General features: G+C 55.2%; 16 protein-coding genes and 2 tRNA genes. 3 read left to right on the top strand and 15 right to left on the bottom strand.

Translation table 11 applies throughout. From position 1 onward, the window contains the following. Nucleotides 1–41 precede the first annotated feature (41 nt). The 11 genes from infB to rlmE all read right to left on the bottom strand — a co-directional run bounded on the left by infB (nt 42) and on the right by rlmE (nt 11,825). Nucleotides 42–2,597, bottom strand: coding sequence for a translation initiation factor IF-2 (infB, locus tag R3F50_08670; GenBank protein ID MEZ5490377.1), 2,556 nt, complete (start codon nt 2,595–2,597; stop codon nt 42–44). A gap of 40 nt (nt 2,598–2,637) precedes the next feature. Next, nucleotides 2,638–4,122: a transcription termination factor NusA gene (nusA, locus tag R3F50_08665; protein ID MEZ5490376.1), complete on the bottom strand. Its 1,485-nt coding sequence runs from the start codon at nt 4,120–4,122 to the stop codon at nt 2,638–2,640. Between the two features lie 65 nt (nt 4,123–4,187). Continuing rightward, on the bottom strand, nt 4,188–4,637 hold the full coding sequence (gene rimP, locus R3F50_08660) for a ribosome maturation factor RimP (protein ID MEZ5490375.1): 450 nt from the start codon (nt 4,635–4,637) through the stop codon (nt 4,188–4,190). Nucleotides 4,638–5,111: 474 nt separating this feature from the next. After that, a tRNA-Met gene (locus tag R3F50_08655) sits at nt 5,112–5,188 on the bottom strand. Between the two features lie 189 nt (nt 5,189–5,377). Then, nucleotides 5,378–5,463: transfer RNA gene (locus R3F50_08650), tRNA-Leu, on the bottom strand. A gap of 36 nt (nt 5,464–5,499) precedes the next feature. Further along, nucleotides 5,500–5,892 (bottom strand): preprotein translocase subunit SecG, encoded by a 393-nt coding sequence (secG, locus tag R3F50_08645; GenBank protein MEZ5490374.1) that lies wholly within the window; start codon nt 5,890–5,892, stop codon nt 5,500–5,502. 5 nt (nt 5,893–5,897) lie between these two features. Further along, entirely contained in the window at nt 5,898–6,650 is a 753-nt protein-coding gene (gene tpiA / locus R3F50_08640; protein ID MEZ5490373.1) for a triose-phosphate isomerase, read from the bottom strand. 208 nt (nt 6,651–6,858) lie between these two features. Then, nucleotides 6,859–8,214, bottom strand: coding sequence for a phosphoglucosamine mutase (glmM, locus tag R3F50_08635; protein ID MEZ5490372.1), 1,356 nt, complete (start codon nt 8,212–8,214; stop codon nt 6,859–6,861). Nucleotides 8,215–8,229: 15 nt separating this feature from the next. Then, nucleotides 8,230–9,093: a dihydropteroate synthase gene (gene folP, locus R3F50_08630; GenBank protein ID MEZ5490371.1), complete on the bottom strand. Its 864-nt coding sequence runs from the start codon at nt 9,091–9,093 to the stop codon at nt 8,230–8,232. Between the two features lie 16 nt (nt 9,094–9,109). Further along, on the bottom strand, nt 9,110–11,065 hold the full coding sequence (ftsH, locus tag R3F50_08625; GenBank protein ID MEZ5490370.1) for an ATP-dependent zinc metalloprotease FtsH: 1,956 nt from the start codon (nt 11,063–11,065) through the stop codon (nt 9,110–9,112). Nucleotides 11,066–11,198: 133 nt separating this feature from the next. Next, nucleotides 11,199–11,825 (bottom strand): 23S rRNA (uridine(2552)-2'-O)-methyltransferase RlmE, encoded by a 627-nt coding sequence (gene rlmE / locus R3F50_08620; GenBank protein ID MEZ5490369.1) that lies wholly within the window; start codon nt 11,823–11,825, stop codon nt 11,199–11,201. A gap of 93 nt (nt 11,826–11,918) precedes the next feature. Between rlmE and R3F50_08615 the strand changes: the two genes are divergently transcribed. After that, the gene (locus R3F50_08615; protein MEZ5490368.1) at nt 11,919–12,227 is read left to right on the top strand and encodes a YhbY family RNA-binding protein; all 309 of its coding nucleotides are present in this window, start codon (nt 11,919–11,921) and stop codon (nt 12,225–12,227) included. 89 nt (nt 12,228–12,316) lie between these two features. Here the strand turns inward: R3F50_08615 and greA are convergent, their stop codons facing one another. The 4 genes from greA to dapB form a co-directional block, all read right to left on the bottom strand. After that, on the bottom strand, nt 12,317–12,793 hold the full coding sequence (gene greA, locus R3F50_08610) for a transcription elongation factor GreA (GenBank protein ID MEZ5490367.1): 477 nt from the start codon (nt 12,791–12,793) through the stop codon (nt 12,317–12,319). 274 nt (nt 12,794–13,067) lie between these two features. Then, nucleotides 13,068–16,292: a carbamoyl-phosphate synthase large subunit gene (gene carB, locus R3F50_08605; protein MEZ5490366.1), complete on the bottom strand. Its 3,225-nt coding sequence runs from the start codon at nt 16,290–16,292 to the stop codon at nt 13,068–13,070. A 74-nt stretch (nt 16,293–16,366) separates the two neighbouring features. After that, nucleotides 16,367–17,512 (bottom strand): glutamine-hydrolyzing carbamoyl-phosphate synthase small subunit, encoded by a 1,146-nt coding sequence (gene carA, locus R3F50_08600; protein MEZ5490365.1) that lies wholly within the window; start codon nt 17,510–17,512, stop codon nt 16,367–16,369. Nucleotides 17,513–17,663: 151 nt separating this feature from the next. Then, entirely contained in the window at nt 17,664–18,476 is an 813-nt protein-coding gene (dapB, locus tag R3F50_08595; protein ID MEZ5490364.1) for a 4-hydroxy-tetrahydrodipicolinate reductase, read from the bottom strand. 276 nt (nt 18,477–18,752) lie between these two features. Here dapB and R3F50_08590 point away from each other — a divergent pair, with 276 nt between their 5' ends. Both R3F50_08590 and R3F50_08585 read left to right on the top strand, forming a co-directional pair. Next, the gene (locus tag R3F50_08590) at nt 18,753–19,310 is read left to right on the top strand and encodes a sigma-70 family RNA polymerase sigma factor (protein MEZ5490363.1); all 558 of its coding nucleotides are present in this window, start codon (nt 18,753–18,755) and stop codon (nt 19,308–19,310) included. Then, complete coding sequence (locus R3F50_08585) at nt 19,303–20,079, top strand: DUF3379 family protein (GenBank protein ID MEZ5490362.1); 777 nt, start codon at nt 19,303–19,305, stop codon at nt 20,077–20,079. Before R3F50_08590 ends, R3F50_08585 begins: the two co-directional genes overlap by 8 nt. Nucleotides 20,080–20,107 lie beyond the last annotated feature (28 nt).

The raw sequence follows: 20,107 nt of genomic DNA, 5'->3' as shown, positions 1-20,107 counted from the left end.
CTCGTTACTTGACCAGTCTGATTTCAATTTCAACCGCTGACTTACAGAGTTCGCGCGACTTCCCTGGTCTCGTAAACTTCTATCTTGTCACCAACGCGGACATCGTTGTAATTCTTGACACCGATACCGCATTCAATACCGCTGCGCACTTCATTTGCGTCGTCTTTAAACCGACGCAAAGACTCCAGTTCACCTTCGTAGATCACCACGTTATCCCGTAGCACCCGGATCGGCTTGTTTCGATATACCGTGCCCTCGATAACCATGCTGCCGGCAATCTGTCCAAACTTCGGCGAAGTAAATACGTCGCGCACTTCAGCAACGCCGACAATTTCTTCACGAAGTTCAGGCTTCAGCATGCCGCTCATCAGGGCCTTGGCGTCATCAATAACGTCATAGATGACATTGTAGTAGCGCATTTCCAACCCTTCGGTTTCCACTACGTCGCGCGCTGCTTTATCTGCCCGCACATTAAAGCCAATAATCATGGCCCTCGATGTGGCAGCCAGGTGAGCATCGGTTTCGGTGATACCACCGACGCCAGAAGAAACCACATTAACTTCTACTTCTTCAGTGCCCAGCTTCTGCAGTGAAGAGACTATGGCTTCCACAGATCCCCGCACGTCACCCTTGATGATGACATTCAGGGTGCCTTTCTCATCCTTGCCAATTCCGGCAAACAGGGAATCCATCTTGGCAGTATGCTGAAGTGCATGCTGGCTATCTTTGGTTCGAATCTGACGAAACTCAGCGACTTCACGCGCTTTCTTTTCGTCCTTCACAACAACGAATTCATCACCGGCTTCCGGCACCCCGTTTAGCCCCAGGATCTCGACCGGTATGGAAGGGCCCGCGGAATCGACGTTTTTGCCGTTCTCGTCAATCAGCGCCCGTACTTTTCCATATTCATGACCGACCAGTACGATATCACCCTGTTTCAGCTCACCGTTACGGACCAGCACCGAGGCCACTGGGCCCCGCCCTTTGTCCAGCCGCGACTCGATTACGATGCCGCTGCCCGGCACATCGGTATAAGCCCTCAGCTCCAGCAGTTCTGCCTGCAGCAGCACCGCTTCCAACAGGTCTTCAATTCCCTGCCCCGTGTGGGCGGATACTTCGACAAACTGAGTATCACCACCCCATGAATCGGGAATGACATCCAGTGCAGCAAGCTCGCTCTTCACCTTGTCCGTATCGGTGTTTTCCTTATCGATCTTGTTGATGGCGACCACGATGGGCACCTTGGCCGCCTTGGCATGATGGACGGCTTCTTCAGTCTGCGGCTTGACGCCATCGTCTGCGGCAACCACCAGGATCACCACGTCCGTGGCCTTTGCACCCCGTGAGCGCATAGCGCTGAATGCAGCGTGCCCCGGTGTATCCAGGAAACTGATCATGCCGTGGTCGGTGTTCACATGGTAAGCACCAATATGCTGGGTAATGCCCCCAGCCTCGTGGGAGGCGACAGTGGACTTGCGAATGTAGTCAAGCAGCGAAGTTTTACCGTGATCAACATGCCCCATGACAGTCACGACGGGCGCTCTTACCACTTCCACTTTGCCCTCGTGCTGCGCCAGATCCTCGTAGAGTTGTTCCTCGATAGCGTCTTCGGAAACAAATCTGGCCTGGTGACCCATTTCTTCGATCAGCAGCGTCGATGTGTCACGATCCAGTATCTGATTGATGGTAGCCATGACTCCCATCTTGAAGAGTACCTTGACCACTTCGGCAGCCTTGACAGACATTTTCTGCGCCAGCTCCGCTACGGTATTGGTTTCTCCGATGGTAACTTCGCGAGAAATAAATTCAGTAGGCTTCTCGAAGGCATGCTGCTTGCGGGCCATTCTTGACTTGGCCTTGCGACCGCCGCGCCGCATGTGGCCTTCCACTTCGGCATATTCGCCGTCTTCCAGCACGAAATCGTCGGCAGTGGGAGCTCTGGTCCTGGCCTGACGCCGGGGAGCCTTGTCTTTTGGTTTCTGGCCTTTCTTTTCTGTATCGCGCTCGACTTCGCCGGGTTCCCGCGGTTTGCGCTTCGGAACAGCTTTGCCGGCCTTCGTGGATTCGGGATCCACCGGCGCCACATCCGGTATCTCAGGAACAGCTCCAGCTTGCTCGGCAGCAGCGGTTTCCTCGGCGGGGCCCGTAACTGCCTCGCTCTCCGCTTCCGGAGTCGCAACTTCCGCCTCGGCAGCTTCAGTGGCCATGCTCTCTTCTACCAGCTGTTCCGCTTCAACTATTTCTTCTGCTTCGGTGACCGGGGCTTCCTGATCCTGTTCCGGCAAGGCACTGCGTTTCACATAGGTGCGCTTTTTACGCACCTCTACGTTCACAGTCTTGCCGCGGCCGTGCCCGGAAGACGATTTGAGTGTGGCAATGGTTTTTCGCTTGAGTGTTATCTTGCGGGGAGCCCCATCGGCAGCATCACGATTGCCATGGCCGCGCCGCAAGAACAACAGCAATGTGTTCTTGTCTTCATTAGTGATGGCCTCATCAGGGCTGGTATGAGGGAGACCCGCTTCTTTGATCTGAGCAAGAAGCTTCTCCTCTGTCACACCTACCACTCTGGCAAGCTCTTTAACTGTTACATCTGCCATTGACAATACCCCTTAAAATCTTTCCTCGCGGCTCAAACGATCATTCAAACCACGGGGCTCTCGCAGTCATGATCAGTTTGCCTGCTCGCTCTTCGTCCATGCCTTCAATTACCATCAGTTCATCAACCGATTGTTCAGCGAGATCCTCCATGGTGAGGATCTCCATCTCGGACAGAGCCAGCGCCAGTTGATCATCCATGCCTTCCATATTGAGCAGGTCATCGGCAATGTTGGCACTGGAAATATTCTCTTCCGAAGCAATAGCCTGGGTCAGAAGTGCATCCTTGGCCCGGTTTCTCAATTCGTTGGCAATCTCTTCATCAAACCCTTCAATTGCCAGAATTTCATCAAGTGGTACGTAAGCGATTTCTTCCAGAGAAGTAAACCCTTCCTGCACCAACACTTCGGCAACATCCTCGTCCACTTCCAGTTTGTCCTGGAACATCCCGATATAGTTGCTGGCTTCCAGCTGCAGCTTGGCCGCCGCATCTTCCTCACTCATGACGTTGATGGTCCAGCCGGTCAGCTCACTGGAAAGCCTTACGTTCTGGCCGTTCCTGCCAATGGCCTGGGCCAGATTATCTTCCGCCACGGCAACATCCATAGTGTGGCTGTCTTCATCGACGACAATGGAGGCCACTTCAGCCGGTGCCATGGAATTGATGACCAGCTGGGCCGGGTTGTCATCCCACAGGATTATATCGATTCGCTCGTTGGCCAGTTCGTTGGAGACTACCTGCACCCGCGAACCCCGCATGCCGACGCAGGCACCGACCGGGTCGATACGTCCGTCATTAGTACTCACTACAATCTTGGCGCGGGATCCCGGGTCTCTGGCGGCGGCGCGGATCTCTATGACTTCCTCAGAGATCTCTGGCACTTCGATCTTGAACAGCTCGATCAGCATGTTGGGCGATGTTCTGCTCAGGATCAGCTGCGGACCGCGCTGTTCCGACCGTACTTCCATCAGCAGCGCTCTTACCCGATCGCCGGTGCGGAAAGTTTCCCGCGGAATCATCTGATCACGCGGTAACAGGCCTTCCGCATTGTTTCCGAGATCGACGATGACGCTGTCTCTGGTCACCTTTTTTACCGATCCTGAAACCAGCTCGCCAACCCGGTCTTTGTACTCCGATATGACCAGCTCTCGCTCTGCTTCGCGCACCTTCTGCACAATCACCTGTTTGGCGGTCTGTGCGGCAATGCGGCCAAACTCCACATTTGCGATGGATTCCTCCCAGGCGCCACCAATTTCCAGGGCAGGATCCTTTTCAGTGGCCTGCTCCAGAGTCAACTGGGTGGCCGGGTCTTCGTATTCTTCGTCATCGACTACCGTCCAGACCCGGAAAGTTTCATATTCGCCAGTTTTCTTATCAACACAGACGCGACAATCGATTTCATCGTTGCCATGCAGCTTTTTCGTTGCCGTAGCCAAGGCGGATTCGATCGCTTCAAAGATAACGTCACGGGACACACCTTTCTCGTTCGAGACAGCGTCCGCAACCATTAAAATCTCTTTACTCATCATAACGGTTTCACCCTAACTTACTTCTCCATGCCCGCGCCCAATGCCAACGAACATGAAATGCATCAGAAGACCAGATTTGCCTTCTCGACTGCTTCAAACGGACACTGGTAGATAACACTATCGACTTCCAGGCAGACAGTATTCTCTGTCACCTCGGAAATACGCCCTTGTAACTTCCGTCTCCCCTCTATCGGGGTCCGTAATCTGACACTGACCTCGTTGCCGACGTACAGATTGAACTGTTCCAGCGAAAACAGTCTCCGGTCTGCACCTGGGGACGACACCTCCAGGTTGTATTCCCCGGCAATAGGATCCTCAACATCCAGAACAGCACTCACCTGCCGGCTTACCCGTTCGCAATCCTCTATGGAGATGCCATCCGGATTATCGATATAAATTCTCAGCACACTGTGGCGGCCCTGGGAAATATGCTCGACACCCCACAATTCCAGCCCCAGGGCAGTGATTGTCGGTTCCAGCAGGTCAGCTATTTGTCGTTCGCTTCTCTTCACCGGTTCTCAACTTTTCAGCCCGCGGAAACAAAAAATGGGCCAATGGCCCACTCCTTAAGAAACTTATGTCCACAGAAGCCTGTCATGCACTTCGGTCTCAGGAGTGACACAACATCAGCTTGACCACAGTCGCTCCTAATAAAAAGCCCCGATCCGGGGCTTTTTACCTCTGCGCCGGGCCACTCTGGTCGCAGAGTCACAAAACCAGACAGCAGGTACTTAAGTCGCGCCCGTCTACCGGGCATTCCCGCCACTTCTGGTTTCATTCAAATTGATAGCGGGGGCAGGATTTGAACCTGCGACCTTCAGCGGCTGCGCCCAACAACAGTTGAGCCCGACACTCGGGCCTACCAAAAAGACCCGTCTGTTAAATTGGTAGCGGGGGCAGGATTTGAACCTACGACCTTCAGCGGCTGCGCCCAACAACAGTTGAGCCCGACACTCGGGCCTACCAAAAAGACCCGTCTGTTAAATTGGTAGCGGGGGCAGGATTTGAACCTACGACCTTCGGGTTATGAGCCCGACGAGCTGCCAGACTGCTCCACCCCGCAACTAATCTTGTTTCCGGCCTTGACCGGAAAACTGTTCTGGCTTTGACACCCCTCCGAAGACCAGGAACCCTCAGCTACTTAACCAAGCGCCATTCTGTCTTCAGCGGGGTGCGAGATTATAAAGAAGTAGGAGCCCAATAGTCAAGCTTAATGGGCGTTAACAACCTGCCATGGCAGGTGATACATGGTTGGTGCCGAAGGCCGGACTTGAACCGGCACGACCGTAGGTCACTACCCCCTCAAGATAGCGTGTCTACCAATTCCACCACTTCGGCAATTTTTACCATTTCCAACTCTGTTTCAACCAACGCTCAATTGGCCGGCGGGACCGCAGGCACGTCGCCACCGGACTGTGGCTGCTCTACTGCGCCACCCACACTGTCAAGCTGAGACACATCAGAAGGCCCGGGAACAGCCTGCTCCAGTAACTCCTCATTGACAACCGGCAACCCGGCGGTGCTGCTCAACCCAGCATTCTCACGCGCAAAAATAGCCAGCGAGAGGCTGGTGATAAAAAACAATGTCGCCGCAATAGTGGTGGCCCTGGTCAGAAAATTCCCTGAACCCGACGCGCCAAACACAGTCTGGGAGGACCCGGAACCGAACGAGGCTCCGGCATCCGCACCTTTACCCTGTTGCAGCAGTACCAGCCCGATGATGGATACGGCAACTACGATATGAACTATGACTATTAGAGATTGCATCTTCTTTAACTCGCACTATTACAAATTGAGGCGAAATCAGCGGCTTTCAAGGACGCCCCGCCAACCAGACCGCCATCGATATCAGGTTGGGCAAACAGTTCCGCCGCGTTAGCAGCATTCACGCTGCCGCCGTAGACGATCCGACAGTCTGACGCCACTTCCTGGTCAAGGCCCGCCAGGTGCCGTCTGATACTGGCATGGACATCCTGGGCCTGTACGGGTGTGGCAGTCTTGCCGGTACCGATCGCCCAGATTGGCTCGTAGGCAATTACCGCACTGGTAAAAGCCTTGATGCCCGCCGCCTCAACCACCCTGTCAAGCTGGCTCAGTATCACTTCCTGCGTCACGCCCTGTTCACGCTGTTGCAGTGACTCGCCCAGACACAGGACAGGCACCATACCACCGGCCTGAACCGCTATAAATTTCTTTGCCACGGTCGCGTCAGTTTCCGCGAACAGCTGACGCCTTTCCGAATGACCGACGATCACAAGCTGCACCCCGAATTCCGCCAGCATGGGGACCGACACTTCGCCGGTGAACGCCCCCTCGCTCTCATAATGAACGTTCTGGGCACCCAGGCTGATATCACTGCCACTCAGCACTGACCCGGCCAAAGGCAGGTGAACCAGGGCCGGGCACAAAGCCTTGTCAACATTTCCCAGACCACTGGTTGCCTCGATAACGGCCTTCAGCGTGTTCTCGACAAAGCGCCTGGAACCGTGCATTTTCCAGTTCCCGGCTACCAGCTTCCGTCGCATGATAGTTAATCCCGCTGCTTGACTATCGGTGGCCCTGCAGGGTTTCTACAACCCGCAAAAAATGGGCGCCAATACTACCCAACCTGCCCGGTTAAAGCAACTTCCAACGAGCAGCCTGTAGAAGTGTAAGACGGATTTCCTGCCGGCACCATGATTCCGGGCAGGCTGGATCGGCCTGAAGGCGGACCCGGACACTCCCTTCCACAGATCAGACGACTACGGCGGCTACCAGTTCGGACAGTTCGCGGGCCAGTCTGTCCACTACGGCACTGTCCTCACCTTCAACCATCACCCTGATCACCGGTTCAGTGCCCGAGGGGCGCAGCAGAACCCTGCCGCTGCCACCCAGGGTGTTTTCCACTTCCGCCACCGCGGCAAGAACCACTTCGTTAGCGGAAATATCCTGCTTGCTGGGCAGGCGGACATTGATCATTGACTGGGGCATTTTGCGCATTTCACGCTTCACCTCGGCCAGGGGCTGCTCGCAGTGAACCAGTGCCTCCATGGCCTGTAGCGCCGAAACGATGCCGTCGCCGGTGGTATTGATATCCTGGCAGATGATATGCCCCGAAGATTCACCCCCAAGATCCCAATTGCGGGCCAGCATTTCAGCGAGCACATAGCGGTCTCCCACATCAGTGCGGGTAAATGGTATCTGCATTTCCCGCAGCACCAGCTCCAGCCCCAGGTTCGTCATCTTGGTACCCACCACACCGCCGAAATCGATGTTGCGCCGCTGCCTGTCACGGGCAATGACATAGAGAATTTCATCACCATCCACCAGCGCCCCGGTGTGATCCACCATGATCACCCGGTCCCCATCCCCATCGAACGCAATACCCACGTCAGCCTGCGTTTCAACAACGGTGCGCTGCAGATTTTCTGGCGCGGTGGATCCACACTGATGATTTATATTGAGGCCATCGGGTGACACTCCGATAGCCTTGACCTTGGCGCCAAGCTCCTCAAAGACTGCCGGGGCAATGTGGTACGTGGAACCATTGGAACAATCCAGCACAACCTTCAGGCCATTGAATTTAAGACTGGAACTGACCGTGCTTTTACAGAATTCTATATAACGTCCAGCGGCGTCATTCACCCTGGTTGCCTTACCCAGCAGACTCGACGCTACCGTTGTCACGTCCTTCGTCAGCTGTTCCTCAATGGCCCATTCGAACTCATCCTCCAGCTTGGTGCCACGGCCCGAGAAAAATTTTATGCCATTGTCTTCGAAAGGATTATGAGAGGCGCTGATCACGATACCGGCCTGAGCGCGCAAAGTGCGGGTCAAATAGGCTATAGCGGGTGTCGGCATGGGACCCAGCATGTAGATATCCACACCCGCTGCGGTAACGCCTGCTTCAAGCGCGGCTTCAAACATATAACCCGAAATGCGGGTATCCTTGCCGATCAATATCTTGTTGCGACCATTGCCCTTGCCGGCGAACACCTTGCCGGCCGCCCAGCCCAGCTTCAACATGAAATCCGGCGTAATGGGCGCCTGACCAACGGTACCTCGGATACCATCTGTTCCGAAATACCTTTTTTTCCTGCTCTCCCCCATAACCACTTCTCCAGCTTACCTTGTACCTGTAATTGCACAGTGTATTTTAATTATGTCCATTGTCTCGACAACGTCGTGGGTACGGATAATCTTCGCCCCTTTCGTCAGCGCCCAGCTTGTTGCCGCCAGCGTACCAGCCAGGCGCTGATCCGCCGGCTTGCCGGTGACATTACCAATCATGGACTTGCGTGAAATACCCACCAGTATCGGAAGTTCCAGTTCGCTGAAACGATGCAGTTCGCGCAGCAGGGTGAAGTTATGCGCCACGGTCTTGCCGAAACCAAAGCCTGGATCGATCACCAGCTTTTCTCTGGGAATACCTGCGCTTATCGTTTGCGTCACCCGATCCTTGAGAAATGCCAGGATTTCCTCCACCACGTCGGTGTAGTGAATAGCCTGCTGCATGGTGCCTGGTTCTCCTCGGCTGTGCATGAGACAGGCTGCCGCTGCGCTGGACAAAACCGCTGCCAGTGCCCCGTCCCGCTGCAGTGCACGTACATCATTGACCATATCGGCCCCAAGACGACAGGCTTCACGCATCACCACTGGCGAACTGGTATCAATAGAAATGGCAGTATCAAGGTTACTGCGAACAGCTTCAATGACAGGCATCACCCTTTGCAGTTCTTCTTCCGTGGAAACCGGAGCAGCACCTGGTCGTGTTGATTCGCCTCCCACATCAATGATTCTGGCACCGGCGCCAACCATGGCTTCGGCGCGGGCCAGAGCCCGATCCACGGCAACCTTGAAGCGGTCAGCCTCAGGGGTCCCAAGGGTGGCGCCATCGGAAAAGGAGTCGGGGGTCACGTTTATTACCCCCATAACAACAGGGGTAGACAAGTCCACTTGCCTACCCCCGAGATTTAATTGCTGACTCACGGCTGGTGCCGACCCATCAGTGTTCGCTGGCTGGACCACCGATCTTGGTGTCTTTTATGGTGTCTTGCGGGCCCTCGGCTTTCTTGTCTCCGTCCCTGCTCAACGTACCGGTGCCGGAATTATTCTGGTCCTGATCCGACCAGTCTGCCGGCGGCCTTGGCCTGCTGCCTTCCATGATGTCGTTGATCTGCTCGGCGTCGATAGTCTCGTATTCGAGCAACGCATCCTTCATCAATTCCAGCTTGTCCCGGTTGGATTCCAGTATTTCCTGGGCCCTGGTATAGCATTCATCGATAATTGTGCGTACTTCGTGATCGATTGCTTCGGCAGTATCGTCAGAGACGGACTTGGTCGGTGAAGCGGCGGATCGCCCCAGAAACACCTCGCCGTCGTTTTCTGTGTACATCAACGGACCCATCTTTTCAGATAGCCCCCACTTGGTAACCATGTTTCTGGCCAGTTCGGTGGCACGCTGAATATCATTGGACGCCCCGGTAGTGACACCTTCCTTACCAAGCGTCATCTCCTCGGCGATCCGTCCACCATAGAGGCTGCAGATCTGACTCAGAAGGTGGGTTTTACTGATGCTGTAGCGATCCTCTTCAGGCAGAAACATGGTGACACCCAGGGCCCTGCCGCGGGGAATGATACTGACCTTGTAAACAGGGTCATGTTCCGGGACCAGGCGACCGACGATGGCATGCCCGGCTTCGTGATAGGCAGTATTCAGTTTTTCCTTGTCAGACATGACCATGGACTTGCGCTCGGCGCCCATCATGATCTTGTCCTTGGCTTTCTCGAATTCCTCCATGGTTACCAGGCGTCTGCTGCCGCGGGCGGCAAACAGGGCTGCCTCGTTTACCAGGTTGGCCAGATCAGCGCCGGAAAAACCTGGCGTGCCGCGGGCTATCAGGCTGGCTTTCACATTGTCGTCGATGGGCACCTTGCGCATGTGAACCTTGAGGATCTGTTCACGACCACGGATGTCAGGCAAGCCAACTACCACCTGGCGGTCGAAGCGACCGGGACGCAAAAGAGCCGGATCCAGCACGTCGGGCCGGTTAGTGGCCGCGATCACGATGATGCCGTCATTGGCCTCGAAGCCGTCCATCTCCACCAGTAGCTGGTTCAGAGTTTGTTCGCGCTCATCATGGCCACCACCCAGCCCGGCACCACGATGTCTGCCTACGGCATCGATCTCATCGATGAAGATAATGCAGGGAGCCGCCTTCTTGGCCTGGTCGAACATATCGCGCACGCGGGATGCGCCTACGCCGACAAACATTTCCACAAAATCGGAGCCGGAGATTGAAAAGAACGGCACTTTTGCTTCACCGGCAATTGCCTTGGCCAGCAGCGTCTTGCCGGTACCGGGTTGGCCAACCATAAGTATGCCGCGGGGAATGCGCCCGCCGAGCCGTTGAAACTTGTCCGGTTCGCGCAGAAACTCCACCAGCTCCTGAACATCTTCCTTGGCCTCGTCGACGCCAGCCACATCGGCAAAGGTTACCTTGATCTGGTCTTCACCGAGCAGTTTGGCCTTGCTCTTGCCGAATGACATGGGACCACCCTTGCCTCCAGCCCCGCCACCCTGCATCTGCCGCATGAAGAAGAAGAACAGCGCGATTATGATCAGAATTGGGAAACTGGCCACTAGCAACTGGCTCCAGATGCTTTGCTGCTCTGGGGCACTGGCACGGATTTCGACTCCGTTTTCAAACAGATCATCCATGAGCTGGGGATCACCGATCATCGGCATGGTGGTTCGAAAGCGGCTGTTGTCGGTACGGATACCGGCAATCTCGATACCGGCTATGTCCACGGCGGCCACCTGACCGGAACGCACCTCCCTGATAAAGGTTGAGTAGTTCAGGGATTCGTCACGGGTTTCCTGATTTATGCTGTTGAAAACCATCAGCAGGACGCCGGCGATAATCATCCACAAAATCAAGTTCTTTGCCATGTCATTCAAAGGCTTATCTCCTAATCGGCGACCTTTCGGAGCGGCCCGGGGGGCCACCACATTCGCAACAACCGGGGAGTTCCCCGGCGCTTCAAATCGCTTGTTTCGTTACTATTCGATACGCGAATTATTACACTAAAGTTCATTCACCCGCTATAAAACCCTCGGCCAGCAGATACAGTTCAGCTGACCGGGCCCGGGAAGCTCGTGGTTTTCTTACCTTTACCGACCTGAAACGGGTTTTAAGCTGCTTCTGGTAAGTATCGAGTCCGGACCCCTGGAACACCTTGACGAGTAAGGCGCCGTTTTCCCTCAGCACCGTTGTGGCGAGGTCGAAGGCAAGCTCTCCGAGATACAGGACCCGTGGCTGATCGATTTCCTTCATACCACTCAGGTTTGGGGCCATGTCCGAAATTACAAGGTCGGCGCGCTGATCTTCCAGGGCAGCGAGAATCTTCTCGAACACGGCGTCCTCAGTGAAATCCCCCTGGATGAACTGCACATCGGCAATCGGGTCCATGGCGAGAATGTCACTGGCAATCACCTTACCACCGGCTCCCACCAGCGAGGCGGCTACCTGAGACCACCCGCCCGGCGCAGCCCCCAGATCCACCACCGTCATACCGGGTTTGAAAAGGTGATCCTTATCCTGAATTTCCAACAGCTTGAAACTGGCCCGCGACCGGTAACCCTGATCACGGGACTGCTTCACGTAGGCGTCGTCAAAGTGCTCTTTCAGCCAGCCTTTACTGCTTTTCGATCTTGCCAAAATTCATCACCGAAGTATGCGACCCAGATTCAAATATCGCCTTATGCGGCCTATCTGGGTACAATGCCCCGCCTTGGAGGATGACCCAGCACCATGCCCACTAACTCTCAGCAGAAAAAGCAGTTTCGCGCCATCGGCCACAAACTGAAGCCCATCGTCACGGTAGCTGATAAAGGGTTGACCGAAAACGTCAGGCTGGAGCTGGAGCGGGCATTGACCGACCACGAACTTATTAAAGTCAAGATCGCCGTCGGTGACCGGGTCGCCCGGGAGGCAATTAAAAACGAGCTGACCGACCTGCTGGGGGCCGAGTGTATTCAGCAGGTCGGTCATATCCTGCTGATATACCGGGCAACCCGAAAAGCTGATCCGCGGCTTTCCAACCTGCTCCGTAAAGTCTGAGCCGCCCGGCACCTTCGCTCCTGTTCCGCCTGCATTCGAGGACAGGGTGGATGGCCCTTTGAAACTTCCAGCGCGATGACTGCCCTTGCCTAGCGGTGCTCCACCTTCTCAATCTCGTACTCGATATCGCCAACTGGAGCCTTGACGACCACTTCGTCTCCTTCGTGCTTACCCATCAGCGCCCTGGCGATAGGTGAGCCCACGCTGATTTTGCCGGCAGCAACGTTAGCCTCATCTTCACCGACGATCTGATAGACCGACTGCTTTTCATTGTCCAGATTAAGCAGGGTCACAGTAGCGCCGAATATAACCCGACCGGTGGGTTCTATCTGAGTCACATCGATAATTTCACAGCCTGACAGCTTACCCTCGATCTCCGCGATCCGCCCTTCGCAGAAACTCTGCTGCTCCCGGGCCGCGTGATATTCGGCATTCTCTTTCAGGTCTCCATGCTCTCGGGCTTCTGCAATGGCAGCTATTATGCGCGGGCGGACCTGCGATTTAAGCTCCGCAAGCTCTTTACGCAGCTTTTCGGCACCTTCCTTTGTCATTGGTACTTTTTGCATATCACTCCCATACCAGCTCCCGGCGCCTGAATACCCGCAAGCTGTCTGAACTGAATTGATTTATTGACCGGCTATGGCGCAGCCCCGATCGATGACTGCGAACTGCAGGCAGGCGGTTACATGCTGCTACTGCCCCGAACTCAGGCTGTTAGCATAGCAGCACTTTACCCAATAGAAAACTTGGCTGGCGCGCGGCCTGGTAATCTGGCTGCTGCTCAATCACAAGCAGCCAAACCGGACTCCAGGCTGCGGCGCCACCAGGTTAATACAGGACTCAGGCCGCGCTCAGACGACTATGGAGTTCCTGCAGACTGAGTACCGACATCGCATCACCGAATTCTAACGCCTGGCATACGGCCAGCCCCGCGTCCAGGGTCGTGGTACAGAACACATCGTGCCGCAGCGCACTGCGACGAATATTGGATGAATCGATAATCGCCTGCTTGCCCTCGGTCGTATTGACGATCAGCTGAATTTCATCATTCTTGATCATATCAACAATGTGCGGGCGCCCCTCGGCGACCTTGTTGACAACCCGCACCGGCAGACCTGCTCCCTCGATAACCCTGGCAGTACCGCGGGTAGCAACCAGCGCGAAACCAAGCTTATTAAGCTTGCGTGCCACCTCCAGACAAGCGGTCTTGTCGGAGTCCTTCACGCTGATAAAGGCGGTTCCCCCGACAGAGATTTTTTCTCCAGCCGCCATCTGGGACTTGGCAAACGCTTCGGCGAATGTCTCACCGACTCCCATCACCTCCCCGGTTGACTTCATCTCCGGACCCAGAATGGGGTCCACTCCGGGAAACTTCACAAACGGGAAGACGGCTTCTTTCACAGCAAAGGTGGAAGGGATGATCTCCCTGGTAAAGTTCTGTTCCTCCAGGCTCATGCCAACCATGCAGCGCGCCGCAATCTTGGCCAGTGACTGGCCGATACACTTGGAAACAAAGGGCACCGTGCGCGAGGCTCTGGGGTTAACTTCGATAATGTAGATCTCACCGTCCTGGTAGGCCAGCTGGGTATTCATCAGCCCCACTACCCCGAGCTCCAGCGCCAGGCGCGTGACCTGCTCGCGAATCTGCTCCTGCACTGCAGCCGGCAGGCTGTAGGGTGGCAGCGAGCACGCCGAATCGCCAGAGTGCACACCGGCTTTCTCGATGTGCTGCATGATGGCCCCTACCACTACCTGTTTACCATCGCAGACGACATCGACATCGATCTCAATCGCCGAGCTGAGAAAGTAATCCAGCAGCACCGGGCTTTCGTTGGACACTTTAACTGCGTTATGCAGGTAGCGATTAAGCTCCTCTTCGTTGTACACGATCTCCATGGCTCGCCCGCCAAGAACGTATGAAGGACGCACTACAAGCGGATAAGACAGATCTCTCGCCCGCGCCAGGCTTTCTTCGACACTGCGCACCGTACAGTTGGGCGGCTGCTTCAGATCCAGTTTTTGAATCAATTGCTGAAAACGCTCCCTGTCCTCAGCCCGGTCAATGGCATCCGGCGACGTGCCAATCACCGGCACACCAGCATCTTCCAGGCGGGTAACGATGTTCAATGGGGTCTGCCCACCGAACTGCACGATTACACCGACTGGTTTTTCAAGATGAACGATCTCCAGTACATCCTCGAAAGTTACCGGCTCAAAAAACAGACGATCAGAGATATTGAAATCCGTAGAGACGGTTTCCGGATTACAATTCACCATGATGGTCTCGTAACCGTCTTCCCGCATTGCCAGTGCAGCGTGTACGCAGCAGTAATCAAACTCGATACCCTGCCCGATGCGGTTAGGCCCGCCTCCCAGAACCATGATCTTCTTCCGGTCGGACGGATTTGCCTCACAGACTTCTTCATAGGTGGAATACATGTACGCGGTGGTGGATTCAAATTCCGCCGCACAGGTATCCACCCGTTTGTATACCGGCCGGACACCCAGTTTATGCCTAGCGTTCTGCATTTCAGACTCGCTGACACCAGTCAGGGTGGCAAGGCGTCGATCAGAGAAACCCTTTCGTTTGAGTCGGTACAGGGTGTCCCGGTCCAGCTGCCCCAGGGACATTTTGGAGACATCTTTTTCCAGCTTGATCAACTCTTCGATCTGAATCAGGTACCAGGGGTCAACACCTGTCAACTCATGTACCTTGTCGACGCTCATGCCCAACCTGAAAGCATCGCCGATATACCAGATTCGCTGCGCACCAGGCTCCATGAGTTCGCGCTTCAGAGTATCGCTGGCATCGCTCAGCCTGGTATCCAGGATAGGGTCGAAACCACTGACGCCAACCTCCAGGCCGCGCAGTGCCTTCTGAATCGATTCCTGAAAAGTGCGGCCGATCGCCATCACCTCCCCTACGGATTTCATCTGGGTCGTCAGGCGATCATTGGCCTGATCAAATTTTTCAAAAGTGAAGCGGGGAATCTTGGTAACCACGTAATCGATAGCCGGCTCAAAAGAGGCCGGAGTGACACCGCCGGTGATTTCGTTCTTCAATTCATCCAGGGTGTAGCCGACCGCCAGCTTGGCCGCCACCCGGGCGATCGGAAAACCGGTTGCCTTGGAAGCCAGGGCCGAAGAGCGGGACACCCGCGGGTTCATCTCGATGACGACCAGCCTGCCGTCCGCGGGATTGATACCGAACTGGACGTTCGAACCGCCCGTTTCAACGCCGATCTCCCGCAGCACTGCGATCGAGGCATCTCGCAGAATCTGGTATTCCTTGTCCGTGAGAGTCTGGGCCGGAGCCACCGTAATGGAGTCGCCGGTGTGCACGCCCATGGCATCGAAATTTTCAATCGGACAGACAATGATACAGTTATCATTCTTGTCACGCACAACTTCAAGCTCGTATTCTTTCCAGCCGATTAATGATTCATCGATCAATAATTCATTGGTGGGTGAAAGTTTCATCCCGCGAGTACAGATCTCTTCAAACTCTTCCCTGTTGTAGGCAATTCCTCCACCGCTTCCACCCATGGTGAAGGAAGGGCGGATAATACAGGGAAAACCCACCTGCTCAAGAGTTTCGTAGGCCTGCTCCATACTTCGGGCAATACCATGCGCGGGAGTTTCCAGACCGATGGCCTTCATGGCGTTATCAAACAGTTCGCGGTCTTCGGCCTTGTCTATAGCTTCTTTTCTCGCGCCAATCAGCTCTACATTGTACTTTTCCAAAACCCCATGTTTATCCAGATCCAGAGCACAGTTAAGCCCGGTCTGGCCACCCATGGTCGGAAGAATTGCGTCTGGCCGCTCTTTCTCGATGATTTTTTCGACAACCTGCCAGTTCACCGGTTCGATGTAAGTGGCATCCGCCATGGAAGGGTCGGTCATGATAGTTGCTGGATTAGAGTTAACCAGAATGACCCGATAGCCCTCTTCCTGGAGAGCCTGACACGCCTGGGTGCCTGAATAATCAAACTCGCAAGCCTGACCTATTACGATGGGCCCTGCTCCAATGATCAAAATACTTTTAATGTCTGTTCGTTTTGGCATTACTCACCTGATTCTGTGTCTGCGAATTGGAATCTGTTTAAGTCCGTATGGGATAACTGGCCCTTACCGATGCTTCAACCAGCACTCCTGTGTTTTTCAATCAACTCTATAAAGTGATCGAACAGCGGAGCGACATCATGGGGCCCCGGACTCGCCTCAGGATGGCCCTGAAACCCGAAGGCCGGCTTGTCGGTACGCTCTATACCCTGCAAGGTGCCATCAAACAACGACCTGTGCGTAGCTCGCAGATTGGCAGGGAGAGTCTGTTCATCAACCGCAAAGCCATGATTCTGGCTGGTAATCATCACAGTCCTGTCATCCAGATTCTGTACCGGATGGTTGGCGCCGTGATGACCCAGTCGCATCTTGACTGTCCTGGCGTCACAGGCAAGGGCCAGCAGCTGGTGTCCAAGGCAGATGCCAAACAAAGGGATATTCTTTTCCAGAAACTGCCTGATCGCCGTTATGGCGTATTCGCAGGGCTCGGGGTCGCCGGGGCCGTTGGAGAGGAAAACACCGTCGGGACTCATGGCCAGCACCTCGTCGGCCGGGGTCTGGGCCGGCACCACGGTGACCTCACATTGGCGTTCGGTCAGCATCCGCAGAATGTTGCGCTTTACGCCAAAATCATAGGCCACCACTTTGTACTTGCCATTTTGGGGCTTCGAGTAGCCCGCGCCCAGCTGCCACTCGCCGGTTTCCCAGCGCAGCGATTCTCCGATGGAAACCACCCGGGCCAGGTCCATGCCTTTCAGGCCGGGAAATTCCCTGGCGGCCTTGAGCGCCGCTTCCTCGCCCTGTTTTTCCAGTGCCTCACCGGCCAGCAGACAACCATTCAGCGGCCCTTTGTCGCGAAGGATCCGAGTCAGATGCCGAGTATCTATCTCGGCGATGGCGACTACATTCTGGCGCACCAGAAATTCAGTAAGTGTCTCTTCGCTGCGCCAGTTGCTGGCTATAAGAGGCAGATCCCTGATGACCAGGCCTGATGCCCAGGCCCGATCCGATTCATTATCTTCCTGGTTGGTTCCGGTGTTGCCGATATGAGGATAGGTGAGTGTGACTATTTGCCTGGCATAAGAGGGGTCGGTGAGGATTTCCTGGTAGCCAGTCATTGAGGTGTTAAAAACCACTTCGCCAGCGGAAAGTCCATCTGCCCCGATACTTTCGCCTCTTAAAATGGTTCCGTCTTCAAGCGCCAATACTGCAGTAACTGCCAATGTATGCTCCTTTTTCCGATTTAACGTTCAACAAAAGCCGGGCAAAAAAAAGCGGAGTGAGGTGTAAACCCCGCTCCGCTTTGCTGTTTGTTTTCGAAATTTAGCCCGTAGCATCCTGAGCGCGCATTCTAGATAAACACATGCTGCTTGTCTACCGGTCTGTCCATCCCAGAACGTCATCCATCCCATAGAGCCCCGGTTGTTTATCCCCCAGCCAGGCCGCAGCCCGCACCGCACCAGCAGCAAAGGTCATGCGACTGCTGGCTCGGTGGGTGATTTCTAACCGCTCACCCTGACCGGCAAAAATGACTGTATGATCACCGACGATGTCGCCTGCTCTGACAGTCGCGAAGCCGATGGTCTTGCGATCCCGCTCACCGGTAATACCTTCGCGACCATAGACAGCCACTTCGCCCAGGTCCCGACCCAGCGTATTGGCTATCACCTCACCCATGCGTAAAGCCGTACCGGAGGGCGCGTCTTTCTTGTGGCGGTGATGAGCTTCGACTATTTCCACATCCACTTCATCGCCCAGGGCGCTGGCCGCCGCCTGCAGTAATTTCAGGCAAACGTTGACACCTACACTCATATTCGGGGCAAACACCACGGGAATCTGTTCCGCTGCGGCGGCGATCACCTGCTTCTGGGGATCCGAGAAGCCAGTAGTACCAATGACGATACCCTTACCGTGACGCTGACAAAGTGCCAGATGCTCTAGGCTGGCTTCCGGCGCAGTGAAATCAATGAGCACATCGAAATCGGCCACGCTGTTCTCCAGCGACTCGTCGGCCAGGATACCCAGGGGCGCCATACCGATAAGCGTGGCAAGGTCCATACCGTGCGCAGGATCACTTTTGAGTACAGTGGCCACCGTCAACTCAATATCGAGATTACTGCATAGGACCGCTTCGATAAGGGCGCGACCCATTCGCCCCGCTGCACCCGCTATGGCTATCCGGTTCATGGTTGCTCCTTCTGAATTCCCTGGGTGACTGAGGGAGCCAAGTATACAGACAGCCATAGTGATCCAAAACCATCGGCTGCCTGGAATGACACGGGCCTGAAGAATAGCCATTGCCGGACTGTAAAACTTGATGCCAACCGGTTAATTGGGCACACTTTCACCCCACCCTTGCCAAGCAATGTCTGTAACCCTTCGTTCGTTGCTTCCATAAGGTCCCTTTCCAGGTCCTTGTCCGGGATCAGGGAAAGGTCACATCCTCAACTGGCAGTGCAATAAATGACTGAGACACCGGTCTTAAACGGGAAAACCAAACAGCAGCGCTACGAAGCACTGGTCGATGCCCTTTACCAGGATGTATACCGCTATGCCTACTGGATCTGCAAAAGCAAGCCGCTGGCTGAAGATCTGGTGCAGGAAACGTTTCTGCGCGCCTGGCGCTCTCTGGACAGCCTGCAGAATGACAAGGCTGCCAAAGCCTGGCTTTTCACTATCCTGCGGCGGGAAAACGCGCGGATTTACGAGCGCTTTCAGCCGGACCTGGTGGATGTGGAGGATTACTCGCTGCCCGAAACGGGCATCGATGAACCGGATGACGCGATGGAGCGGGAGCTGTTGCATAACGCCATCAACCAGTTGGAAAGTGAATACCGGGAGCCCCTGCTGCTGCAGGTTGTGGGGGGCTTCAGTGGCAAGGAGATTGCCGATATTCTCGACCTGAACAGCAATACAGTAATGACTCGCCTGTTCCGGGCGAGAAGCAAGCTTAAAGACCATTTCGCCTCCAGGCAGAACGAGGCTATTGCCGAACTAGAAGAGCCAAACACAGATGGATAATTCGGAATTTGAAACGCGGGTATTCGCCAACCCTGAAGACAATGAGCAGGATTTTCTGGACGCCGTAATGGCCCTGCCGGAGCGACAGAAACTACTGAACGAAGTTCGTTCGTTCAATGACCGGCTGGGACGCCTGACCAACGGGGTAAGTGCACCCCCGGAGCTGTCCAGCAGACTCAAGAGCCTGGTCACCGGGACCGACGAAGAAGTCCGGCAGGAGTCACCTGCGCCTGACAATGTAGTCCGATTCCCCGGCCGTTTGCGGCCGACGCGGCGGCTGTCGATGGCCGCGGTGCTGGTACTTGCCGTTGGCGTGGCATATTCCTCCCTGTTTGGCGGTAACCAGCCCTCAGCGGCTGAAATAGCATTCGGACAACAGATTGTCAACCATATTTACATGGAGCTCGATGAAATCGGCGCCAGTTCCGGCGCCAGTCTGCAACAGGTCAATCAGGCGGTCAGCTCCATCGGGGGCGCTCTGACCAGTGCCGGGGCCATTAGTCAGCTGGGCATCAGCTTTGCCAAACCCTGCGCCATCCTGCCCCAGGGCAGCAGCGCCCACCTGGTTGTGAGTGGCAACAGAGGCGCGGTCAATATCATCATCACCGACAACAGTCCTGTGCGGCGTGAATTCAGTTTCACCGATGAAAGGTTCGAGGCGGTGATAATACCGCTGGAAAAGGGCAACCTGATCCTGGTAGGGGAAAAGAACGAGCGCCTGACTGACTTTCAGGAAATGCTGAACGAAACCCTCACCTGGTCTATCTGACCAGTCTTTCCGGCTCAAGCGGGCTGCC

The sequence above is a fragment of the Gammaproteobacteria bacterium genome, assembly GCA_041395725.1.
Lineage (GTDB): Bacteria > Pseudomonadota > Gammaproteobacteria > Pseudomonadales > Pseudohongiellaceae > NORP240.
The sequence above is the reverse complement of the archived record's forward strand: the minus strand, read 5'-3'. Positions and strand labels throughout refer to the sequence as shown.